At 59.6% G+C, this 10,836-nt stretch carries 8 protein-coding genes; 4 read left to right on the top strand and 4 right to left on the bottom strand.

All coding sequences use genetic code 11. The annotated features are described in order from the left end of the window. Positions 1-275: 275 nt before the first annotated feature. From qatD to X739_RS137770, 4 genes are read right to left on the bottom strand one after another with little or no spacing between them, the layout of a single operon-like run. Positions 276-1,010 (bottom strand): Qat anti-phage system TatD family nuclease QatD, encoded by a 735-nt coding sequence (gene qatD, locus X739_RS137755; protein WP_023753792.1) that lies wholly within the window; start codon positions 1,008-1,010, stop codon positions 276-278. Continuing rightward, positions 1,007-2,317 (bottom strand): Qat anti-phage system QueC-like protein QatC, encoded by a 1,311-nt coding sequence (gene qatC / locus X739_RS137760; RefSeq protein WP_023685508.1) that lies wholly within the window; start codon positions 2,315-2,317, stop codon positions 1,007-1,009. Before qatC ends, qatD begins: the two co-directional genes overlap by 4 nt. Then, positions 2,314-3,030 carry a hypothetical protein gene (locus tag X739_RS137765; protein ID WP_023756358.1) on the bottom strand — a complete coding sequence of 239 codons (717 nt, stop codon included), beginning with the start codon at positions 3,028-3,030 and terminating at the stop codon, positions 2,314-2,316. Before X739_RS137765 ends, qatC begins: the two co-directional genes overlap by 4 nt. A gap of 54 nt (positions 3,031-3,084) precedes the next feature. Then, a complete protein-coding gene (locus X739_RS137770) occupies positions 3,085-4,857 on the bottom strand; it encodes a P-loop NTPase fold protein (RefSeq protein WP_023753795.1) in 1,773 nt (590 codons plus the stop codon). 180 nt (positions 4,858-5,037) lie between these two features. Here X739_RS137770 and X739_RS137775 point away from each other — a divergent pair, with 180 nt between their 5' ends. The 4 genes from X739_RS137775 to trbB all read left to right on the top strand — a co-directional run bounded on the left by X739_RS137775 (position 5,038) and on the right by trbB (position 10,829). Beyond that, a complete protein-coding gene (locus X739_RS137775) occupies positions 5,038-6,504 on the top strand; it encodes a serine/threonine-protein kinase (protein WP_023796440.1) in 1,467 nt (488 codons plus the stop codon). A 796-nt stretch (positions 6,505-7,300) separates the two neighbouring features. Continuing rightward, the gene (locus X739_RS137780) at positions 7,301-9,331 is read left to right on the top strand and encodes a conjugal transfer protein TraG (RefSeq protein ID WP_023753797.1); all 2,031 of its coding nucleotides are present in this window, start codon (positions 7,301-7,303) and stop codon (positions 9,329-9,331) included. A 119-nt stretch (positions 9,332-9,450) separates the two neighbouring features. Continuing rightward, positions 9,451-9,864 (top strand): hypothetical protein, encoded by a 414-nt coding sequence (locus X739_RS137785; protein ID WP_023753798.1) that lies wholly within the window; start codon positions 9,451-9,453, stop codon positions 9,862-9,864. Beyond that, the gene (gene trbB / locus X739_RS137790; protein WP_023753799.1) at positions 9,861-10,829 is read left to right on the top strand and encodes a P-type conjugative transfer ATPase TrbB; all 969 of its coding nucleotides are present in this window, start codon (positions 9,861-9,863) and stop codon (positions 10,827-10,829) included. Before X739_RS137785 ends, trbB begins: the two co-directional genes overlap by 4 nt. Positions 10,830-10,836: the final 7 nt, after the last annotated feature.

Here is a 10,836-nt window from a genome sequence, read left to right as displayed (position 1 = left end):
CCGCCGGATCAGGAAAACCCACTGGGGCCGTGCACCTCGAGTGCGAGCTTACGATCGGGACCTGAGACGCGCGAATGGCATTATGGCCAGCGGCACATGATAGGCCGCACCTACAGGTCGGATACATGGCCGCACCAACCAGCAACGGCAACGCTCAAAGAATCCCTTGCCAACGGAGAGCCGTCCATACACGGCCCAAAAGCTCCCGCATCGGCGAGGTAAAAGCAAGCAGATCGCTCAGCCTCGAAGTGGCCGACCAAAGCGCCGTCCCGCCGTTAGGACTTTCCCGTTGTCAGCGCCACGAGATTGTCTTTGAGAATTCCAGCGGCTTCCGCTTCGGGGATTTGCCAGATGTCGGATAGCATCTTCAATGCTTGCCAGGAATCCCTTGGCTGAAGTGGCCGGCTGCCTTCTAGAGCGAATGGACCGTCGGTCTCCGTGAGAACGCGGTTGCGCGGCAAGGCTCTTGCAATCGCCTTCCCATTTTCTGACTTCAACATGGAAGGGCCGCAGCTGAACCAGCACCCTTGGTCGACCGCCCGCCTAAGCTGTCGTTGAGATCCGCTGAACCAATGCAAGATGGGAATGCCGGCCGCGGCCTGTTTGGATAGACAATCCAGAACCTCGTCAGCGGCTCGGCGGCTGTGAATAGACAGGATCTTGCCGCCGAGGTCAGCTGCGATGGCCAAGATAGCGGAGAAAACCCGCTCTTGAGCCGCCTTCGAGGTTCGCAGGTGCTCGGAGCCATCGAGGCCGACTTCGCCAAAGTACCTTGTCTCGGATGCAAAATGCCTGAACAGGGGCAATTCCCCCTCGCGCTCAAGGGCGAGCTCGGGGTGCAGTCCCAAGGCTGTGCGGATTCGTGCCCGGTTCGCGCACAATGCTGACGTTGACTTCCACGCCTTTGGCGTCGTGGTCACGCAGAGGACATAGGCCCCTGATTTGTCCGCATCTTCGACCGCAAGCTCGGGATACCGATAGAGATCGAGATGGCAATGAAAATCGATCACATCTTGAAGCCACTGTCCGTAAGGTATCTGCCGACCTCCATTAGACCGCGTCGATGGACATCGACAAGGGCCGATCGGCGATCGATATCGGCAGGCAGAGGCCCTGACTGGGCGACCCAGGCGTCAAGATTCGCACCGTCGAGGCGTTTGACGGCAGTAAGCATGGCGACCAGGTCGTCACGAGTATCCTCGACGGTCATCACGTCGAGAAGGCTGGCAGATTGGTAGAGTGTCCTGTCATCCACGTCGCCTTCGTAGAGAGACGCGCGCCTGATGAGACAGGGAACGCAGCGGCCGCATTGTTGGCCCTCCCGCTTCCATTTCCCGCACGAGACCGTTTCCGAGGCAATGGCTTGGAAAAGCTGTACGCCATTCACCGATCGCACCATCTGGCCTTTTGTCCAGGTCGCATATGGATTGTCGATCGTAGCCGGAATGCCGACCACCCCAAAAATAGCCTGGACGCCGTCTAAGAAAAAAGGATGCGTCGTCCGCGTGCTGTGCGACCCGATCCGTCTCGGCGTTAGTGGTGCGTTCAGTGCAATCAGACCGTTTTCCGGGACTTGCAGCGGGATCGGCCGGCCGCCAACCAGCCTTGATTTCACGTCACAAACCAATGCAGCAATAGCTATGAAGAGAAAGCTTCGGGAGCGCATCGATATCTCCGACGTGCGCTCCGAGTTTGGCCAGGCATTGACCGATACGTGTTGAAGGGTCTGCGGCAAGCGTCCAACGATGCCGTTTTGGACCGATTTGTCGCCGGTGTAGGCATGAGATACCAGGATCGGGCGGGCGCTGTCCTCGACGAGGCGGAACGTAGCAATGGTGCTGTCCAGACCGCCTGAGAACAGAGAAACGAGATCACCGGCAACAAGGTTTATCCGACTTTGATGCTGCCGGATGACTGAGGGAACGGGAGGAGCCTCTCCGCCGCCTTCAAAGTGAAAACGCCACTGATCGCCGCTCAGAAAACTGAGCAGACGCTGGAGCCGGGGTTTTACCGCATTCCACGGTCCTGGAGTTCTCAGCGGCAGGCAGATTTCGATATCCCTGCTCCAGCTGTCCGCGGCGTCCTCTCTCAGCACGAATGTGTCGGCCGCAGTGACGGCAAGCGCGATAGATACAAAATCCACCGCCGTCGCAGACGGCTGCACTCCGAAACGTAAAAAGAGGTCTTTGACCTGGTTTCCGATGGCGACGGCGCCTGCAATTGGGGCTGAACCGCCATAAAGGAGAACGTGCAATTCATTGGGCGGGCAGTCGGCGGGAAAAGTCTTCTTGTCCAAAAAAAAGCGGCACAGCGTCACTCATTGCCCTCCCATTCGGCCCAGATGGCGTCCATGGCTAGCCGCTCTTGCGCCTCAACTTGTGCCCGCGTCATGTTCTGTATCCCGTTGGCCAAAGCAGGCGACAAGTGCCGGTCGACCGCGGCATGGATAATGTCGAAGAGTTCGTTCTCCGCCTCTATCGTGCGATCCTGGTCGGGAGCCTTGTTCCAGGCGTCGCCCGCGTCGTTGACAATGTCCTGAAAGATGATCCTCGTGAAAAACTCGATTAGGACGGCGATCAACGCATCGTCGTCAAGGTCGGCAGGTTCGAACGACGCGGTCTCGGGCAACACTTCGGCCAAGGCCTCTTGTACCGCTATCCGGATGAGGTCAGCGTCTGCATTCTCCGGGGCGAGTGCCTGCGCAATGGCCTGAATCGCCTCGGCCAAGGGACGGCCATTGAGCGATGATAGGTCTATTCCCGCAAACTCAGCGCCAGTCCCGCCTTGCTGAAGATCGTTGAGCACCCCGACGAGCGCGCCGCCGGCCGTGTATGCAGTACCAAACCGCCTCGGCCCGACTGCGACACCTCCTGTTGCGTTTCGCGCATATTTGCCCAGCGCGGCTGAAAGCGAACCGCCACCGGCGCCGGCCACAGCCCGGCCGAACTCTGTACGAAAGCCCCGGAACCGCTGTCCCTCTGGCGCAGGCACTGGTTGGCCTGGATTGGCGTCGGCGTGCGGCGGGACCATTGGGCTGGTGCTCTTGCGCCCCTTAGCTGATGAAGATGTCCCCATGCCCTTTTTTCACTCCTCCCACCACGCCTTGTCCTTGAGCATCGTTGAGACCCATCCCGGGGTCTTTGGAAGCTGCAATGATCTGAAAAAGCGGTTGAGCAATTCGGCCGCGGCTGCAGATCTGTCGGCAACCAATGTCGCTCCCCGAAAATCCATTCGTGCCCGCGACCAATCAGAGTCTTTTCTCATCACCTCGATGACCGCTTCCATCACCAGGATCATGTCCCCTGGCTGCAGGCTGTCCAACGCCGCCTTGGCAGCGGGCGAAGACACTGACCGGATCTGAAGGAGCGTTTCGACGGCTTTTGCAGCGCCGCCGGCGAGAGAACCGGATCGCATGCGAAGCGGAACAGTCTCACGGGCGAGGTAGACTGCAGGCCGCAGATCAACACCAGCCAGGCCAGGAGCCAGCTTCGCCCATTCCATCAGAAATGGCGCATGTTTCGTCCATTTCTCGGGCAAGTCAGCGATCGTTTCGCCTGGCTTGGCTTGTTCAAGGCTGGCCAGGACAGCGGGCTTTCCGCGGGGACTGGCGTTGATCAGATTATGGAGCTCTTCCGTCGCATCGATGTCGGTGCAACGCTCGAACAACGCCAGTTTGGTGATCATCGCCTCATCGATAGGCATCGCGCGGCGACGAGCAACGTTGGCCCGCATCCTCACCACGTTGAGCATGCGCTTCACGGTGCGGGGGTTGCCTAAGACGCCGGGCGACAGAGCCAGGATCGGCGCCATTCTGTCGGCCATGTCCCACGCAGCCGCCAGCTCCTTCGACGCCTGCACGCCTGACTGAGTCAGCATCTCCTCGATTGTGAAGTCGCCATCATCCTTCCACGAGGTCCGGAGCCGGTCGATGAGGTATTGCCGTAGTTTCTCGACTGCCGCGTCGTCCAGATCGGACCGGCTCGCAAGCAGCAAAATAAGGTATGCCCGGACCTCCTGAATGCCCGCCCTTGGCACCCTGACCGGAACCTGGATCAGCTTATCCAGATAGTCGGTGATGTGGCGCTGCGAGGGACTGTTGAAATGTTGACTGACGGCGTGTCGGATCATGTCCTCGTCAGCGGCCACAACGAATGCGCTGTTGGGCATGAACAGGAAAAGCCGCACAGCCTCCATGGTCTCGATGGCGTTTCGGGGCAAACAGCGGTCGAGGTTGTCGATGAAGACGACCATCGTTTTCCCGAGGTCCTGGAGAATACCTTTGAATTCTGCGCGAAATGCGTCGATCTCGTCGGGCGGGCCCCTCTCTTCCGGCTCGCGCAACAGCGACGCGCCCCGTGACTCTACGTCTGAGGCGGCATCCTTGACGGCTTCGAGATTTTTGTCGTCTTCCGACCCCGAAAAAAGCGCGCCCGCGGCTGTCACACCTTTGGAGATCGCTCCGAAGGTGGGCACACCCATAGCCCAGGCGCCGGCCTCAAGCGCCACGCCCAAGAACCGCAGTTTGTTCACGCGCCCGATCAACGACTTCGCTCGGTCTTTCAGGGCAGGGGGGGCAGCCTTTACGAGCGCCCCGGAGATCACGCTCATCAGCGCGGCGCGCGCGTCGTCGAAGTCCTGATACATCCAAGCATCGAACTTGATGACGAGATAGCGATCCGGAGCCTTGTCCAATTCGCGCTCGACAAGGCGAAGTGTAGTTGACTTTCCGATTCCCCAACCGCCGAACACGCCGACAGAAAGTGGCAACAATTTCGGGTCAGAGAGAAGGTCTACGACCATCTCCGCAACTTCCGAATAGTTCAAAAAATCGACGTCGGTATCCGAATCGGACCACATAAGAAGTTTCCAAGCCCAAGCGGCGGTTGTGCTGCTTGTCCGGCCAGGTGTCAATTGGCAGCCCGGCTTTTGAATATTAGCATTTATGGCCGCTGCTGTAGGGGGATTGGGATATTGGAGCTTGCTCAACATGCGACCGAGCGAGTAGTGATCGAGCATTGAGCAGCTTGAGGGTGAAGAATGGCTAGAATCTACGGCAATCGGTGGGAGGGGATAGAAGGGAACCTTGGCGAAGGAGGACAAGGTCACGTCATAAAGGTCATCGATCGGCAAAACCCGGGCGATGGCCCTTTCGCCCTCAAGCGCATTCTAAACCCAAAGCGGGCCGACCGCTTCCGCAATGAGGTGGACGCGATCAAGCGGCTGAAGCATCCGAATGTGATCGAGCTGCTGGATCACTCTGCTCTCGACGCACAGCCGCAGGACGGGACGAAGCAGTATATCGTCATGCCGGTTGCAGAAGGGGGAGACCTCGGCAAATCGGCGGCCCAGTTCGTCGGCGATCTTGGGCGCACTCTCGGCGTTGCGAAGCAGGTAGCGGCGGGCCTCAAGGCTGCGCACGACGCCTCGATCATTCACAGAGATATCAAGCCAGCCAACATCCTACTAACCGGCAATGGCGATGAAGTCTGGATATCTGACTTCGGCATTTGCCTGATCGAGGACGGTAGACAACGCAATACCCCGTCGGGCGAAGTTGTCGGGCCGGCGCTGTTCATGGCGCCGGAGCTCGAGCACGGCGGGCAGCTCGATGTGACGGCTGCCGCCGATGTCTATTCGCTTGGCAAGGTCATCTTGTTTCTTTTCACAGGCGTTCGGCTGCCTCGAGAGAGCCTAAGCGATCCGAAATATGCCCCGATGCTCGCCGCACCTGGCTTGGAAGGCCTTCGCCTGCTGCTTACGCAAATGATCTGCCCGCTTCCGCGGATATCGACCATGGACACTATCATTATGCGCCTCGACCAGCTCCAGAGCATCCGAAATGGTGGAGGATCGGGGCTTTCAAAGCGGGGTCTAACCGCGCTGGAAGACTTCAAGCAGACAGCGGCAACAGAAGCGCAGCGAAAGCTCGAGGAGAGCGCCGAGCGCACAAGATCCGAAGACCTGATCAATGCGGTCGCCGCGGCGATTTTGGCGGCGCTGACGCGACAATTCCAGGCGGGAGCCGCTGCAATCCACACGGACGGTGCCATCAACTCCATCGTTCAAGAGGTGAGGATTGGATCCCAAATCAAGATTGGTCGCTATCTGTTCATGCCAATAAGTGGCATCGAAATTACATTTCAGAACGCAGTTGGGAAATATGCAAGGATTTGGGCCCTACAGATGTTTGTCTGCCGAAAGATAGGCTTCCATGGCGGCGGCTTGTTCGTTCTGCCATACCTCGAATTGAGAGAATCTGACGGACGGCCCGTGAAGGGTTGCTCGGCCTTTCTTCGCAAAACAGGTTCCAAATCGGATCCGAGTTTCGAAGTCACCGATTCACCAACCGTGTTGGAAATAGACCCTAAAGGGTGGGATGGCGACGACCAGGTCATTCGCGATTTCGCCGAGGAGGCGACATCAGCACTTCCGGACCTCGTGAAAGGAGATTGGAACCAATTTCATCAAATGCCTAAGCCCGATGGGCCAAGAGGGCGTCGGTAAGGCTCTAAGAGGCTGGTCGCATCGTTGCAACTCTCAGAGGCCTTGAGCGAAAGTCGCGTAAACGAATCGATCGCGGTGATCGGGCTTCGACCTCAGAAATAGGGCACGCAGTCCAACAAGGCGGCCGGAAACCTGCGAGCCATCCAGATCCTGCTTTGAGATCGGATCAGAAACGGCGCCACTTCCAGAGTGGAGCCGTGAATGCAGTTGATCTCGGACGCTGAGTTCAGCTGCGTCATTCCCGGAAGGAGACGGGGGCTTGGGCAAACCCAATCATAGCATTGAACAGCAAATCAAATTTGTATGATGTAGACCACTACAACGCTACTCTGGAGCGTATCGTGTTCGCTTGCTTTGGGCATTCGTGGGCTTGTGGTCGAATGAGCCTAGGCACATTGTACCTGCCAGCTACCTACGACGGTGGCGTCGGGTTCACGAAATGGTAAATCGTGCCTGGGGCAGGCCCAGAGAAGCGGCTACTCCTCAAAATCGACGTGCAGACTGCTGATCAATGAAATCGCGGCCATACTGTACGATTTCTTGGCTTTCAGTTTAGCATCGAAGGCGCCGTTTTAAGGCTCCTTACAGCTTTTGCTGGCCGAAACCAGTCGGTCCGCTCCCGGCCCATACAAGTCATTCGCTCGTCGCCCTTCGCGATGACACTTCTTGGCGCCCCAGTCTTCCAAGCCTGCAACGTTCACTGCATCGCACGGGCGCGTATATTGGGTATCTTCGATATTCTGAAACGTCACGTCATGCTGCTTCCATCTACTACCAAACAGTGGAGGCTGTGCCCGTGACACCGACGAAGCTCCTTGTCGGCCAGATCGTAGTTGTGTTCGCCATCGTCATCGTTGGCGTATGGGCGGCAACGCAATGGTGCGCCCACATGCTGGACTATCAGCCGCAGCTTGGCGCGCCATGGTTTGCCGCGGCGGCCCGGCCGATCTACAAGCCGTGGAAACTGTTCGAATGGTGGTTTCACTTCGACGCCTATGCGCCTGAGGTCTTCGACAAGGCCGGCATGCTTGCCGGAGCCAGCGGATTCTTGGGGTGTGCGGCCGCAATAGCTGGCTCCCTCTGGCGCGCGCGGCAGAGGGGGTTGGTCACCACCTACGGTTCCTCACGATGGGCCGCTGCTCGGGAAATCGAGAAGGCAGGCCTGTTTGAGCCGGCCGGCGTTTTCCTTGGCAAACTGAAGGATCACTATCTGCGACATGACGGGCCGGAACATGTCATGGCCTTTGCGCCGACACGTTCGGGCAAGGGCGTGGGATTGGTCGTTCCAACGCTTCTTTCCTGGACCGGCTCGGCCGTCATTCACGACATCAAAGGCGAGAACTGGCAGCTGACTTCCGGCTGGCGGTCGAAGTTCTCTTTCTGCCTTCTGTTCAATCCGACCGACTCGAGAACGGCGCGCTATAACCCGCTGCTGGAAGTGCGCAGGGGTTCAGATGAGGTCCGCGACGTTCAGAACATCGCGGACATTCTCGTCGATCCGGAAGGCGCGCTGGAGCGGCGGAATCATTGGGAGAAGACTAGTCATTCACTCTTGGTCGGGGCCATCTTGCACGTGCTCTACGCGGAAGAAGAAAAGACGCTCGCGCGCGTCGCCACTTTCCTGTCGGATCCGCAACGCTCGTTTACCGCGACACTGCTGCGGATGATGACCACCAACCACCTCGGCACGGCGGACACACCTCGGGTCCATCCCGTCGTGGCCTCGGCGGCTCGCGAGGTGCTGAACAAGTCAGAGAACGAGCGTTCTGGCGTTCTCTCGACCGCAATGTCGTTTCTCGGGCTCTATCGTGATCCGACGGTTGCCTCGGCAACATCGGCCTGCGACTGGCGCATTGCCGACCTCATGGATGCGGAACGACCGATGTCGCTCTATCTAGTGGTGCCGCCATCGGATATTTCGCGCACCAAGCCACTGGTGCGACTGGTGCTCAATCAGATCGGCAGGCGACTGACGGAGCGGCTGGAAGGTGACCCGAAGAAAAGCCGCAAGTACCAACTGCTCATGATGCTAGACGAATTTCCGGCTCTTGGTCGCCTCGACTTCTTCGAGACCGCGCTCGCCTTCATGGCGGGTTACGGCATCCGCGCCTATCTGATCGCGCAATCCTTGAACCAGATCTCCAAAGCCTATGGCGAGAACAACGCCATTCTCGACAATTGCCATGTGCGCATTGCCTTTTCCTCCAACGACGAGCGCACGGCCAAACGCATATCGGATGCGCTCGGTACGGCGACGGAACTCAGGTCCATGCGCAACTACGCCGGCCACCGGCTGGCTCCCTGGCTTTCGCACGTCATGGTCAGTCGCCAGGAGACTGCTCGCCCGCTGCTGACGCCTGGCGAAGTGATGCAGTTGCCGCAAGCTGACGAATTAATCCTTGTTTCCGGGTTGCCGCCGATCCGCGCCCAGAAGTTGCGCTATTACCAGGATCCGAATTTCACCGAACGGGTGCTGCCAGCGCCGGTGCTGCGGGACGGTCTTTACGCGGATTGTCCTGCGTCGCGCCCGGACGGTTGGAGCGGACAGGTCCGCAGTGTTGACCGCCGTCTCGCTGCCGATGCCGAAACCGCCAGCGCGGCAATCGAAGAAGAGGGCGGCGTGCAACAGCAGCGTCATCCAGGCCTGCCTGAAGAACACGTCGTCGTCTCTCAGGAGCCAGATCAAGACGACCTCTTCAATCTGGCGGACGATGACGCCGAGGCACTCGCCGACAAGCGCGTCATGGACCGGGTTTCCACCGCGTCTAGCGCCTACGGTATCAACGAGGGAAGGGGCGACGACAAGGACATCATCCCCGGCTTCTAAGCGCTTCCGCAGCTCAGGCGTATCTCGGCGTAGATAACGCCCATAAGCGATTTTGCGGATCTCGACGATGTTCGTTGCCGCCGCCGGCGCATCAGCGCCGGCCAGTCGGAACGAGCCCCATGAAGCCCCATCGCATTCGCCACCAGTTTCTGCTCGAACCCGCGTTAAGCGCGAAGCTGGAAACCCTCAGTCGCAACCCGTCGACCACAAAATCGGCGATCGTCGCGAAAGCGGTCGAGGCCTTCATCGAGCGGCGTGGCGAGAACGAACTCGACCAGCGCTACGGCAGGCGGCTCGACCGTCATTCCCGCGACCTCGACCATATCCGAACCGATGTCGAGGTGATCCTGGAGAGCCTGGCGCTCTTCATACGCTTTTCGATTACGCTTCATGCCCACACGCCGGTCCCGGATCGGGCGACACAGGCGATTGCCCAAGAGCGCTTTGACAAATTCGTCGAGCAGGTCGGTCGCCAGATCGCCTCCGGGAAGCGCTTGCTTGGCAACGGCAATGGCAATGGAGGCGAAGGATGAGCTCTCATCCCGCAGCCGACCACCGCCGCCGCGCCATGCTGCGCACAGCCATGGGCCCCGCGATCACCGAGGCCCTTGCCGATCCGACCGTCATCGAGGTGATGGTCAACCCCGATGGCGCGCTGCGGCTCGACCGGTTGGGAGAAGGCCGGGTCGATACCGGCGTGCATATGCATCCTTCCGAGGCCGAACGCATCGTCCGCCTCGTTGCCTCTCACGTGCGCGCCGAGGCGCATGCGGACAACCCAATCGTCAGTGCCGAACTACCCTCAGGCGAGCGTTTCGAGGGCCTGTTACCGCCAATCGTCTTGGCGCCATGCTTTGCCATCCGCAAGCCGGCAGCAAAACTCTACACGCTGGCCAACTATGTCGCCGATCGCATCATCCTCCCGCTGCAGGCCGATGCGCTGAGGAAGGCGGTCCGTGAGCGGCGTAACATCCTGGTCGCCGGCGGCACGTCGTCGGGCAAGACCACGCTTGCGAATGCGCTGTTGGCAGAAGTCGCCGAATGCGATGAGCGGGTGATCCTAATTGAGGACACCCGCGAGCTGCAATGCGCAGCCGAGGACTGTGTTGCCTTGAGGACGAGGCGGGGGTCGGTCACGCTTGGTGATCTCGTGCGCTCGACACTGCGGCTTAGACCCGACCGCATCATCGTCGGCGAAGTGCGGGGCGCGGAAGCCCTCGACATGCTGAAGGCATGGAACACCGGACATCCCGGCGGCATTGCCACGGTTCACGCCAATTCGGCACGCTCCGCACTCTATCGTATTGAGCAGCTCGCCCAGGAAGCCGTTGTCACCGTTCCCCGCCGGCTGATCGCCGATGCCGTCGACTTGGTCATCTTTATTGCCGGAAGAGGGCCCGCGCGCCGCGTTGACGCGATCGCCGAGGTCACGGGTCTCGACGGCAGCGGCGATTACGCCGTCACCCCGCTCACCCTTCCGCAACTCCAGCAGCTTTGAAAGGTCG

The organism is Mesorhizobium sp. LNHC209A00 (genome assembly GCF_000502915.1).
In the GTDB taxonomy this organism is placed as follows: domain Bacteria; phylum Pseudomonadota; class Alphaproteobacteria; order Rhizobiales; family Rhizobiaceae; genus Mesorhizobium.
Note: the sequence above shows the minus strand (reverse complement) of the source record. Positions and strands in the feature narration are given on the sequence as shown.

What these genes read in the sequence shown, in the direction of transcription:
- trbB (WP_023753799.1), top strand. Translation starts at nt 9,861, where the DNA reads ATGAGCTCTCATCCCGCAGCCGACCACCGCCGCCGCGCCATGCTGCGC.
- X739_RS137775 (WP_023796440.1), top strand. Translation starts at nt 5,038, where the DNA reads ATGGCTAGAATCTACGGCAATCGGTGGGAGGGGATAGAAGGGAACCTT.
- X739_RS137785 (WP_023753798.1), top strand. Translation starts at nt 9,451, where the DNA reads ATGAAGCCCCATCGCATTCGCCACCAGTTTCTGCTCGAACCCGCGTTA.
- X739_RS137770 (WP_023753795.1), bottom strand. Translation starts at nt 4,857, where the DNA reads ATGTGGTCCGATTCGGATACCGACGTCGATTTTTTGAACTATTCGGAA.
- X739_RS137765 (WP_023756358.1), bottom strand. Translation starts at nt 3,030, where the DNA reads ATGGTCCCGCCGCACGCCGACGCCAATCCAGGCCAACCAGTGCCTGCG.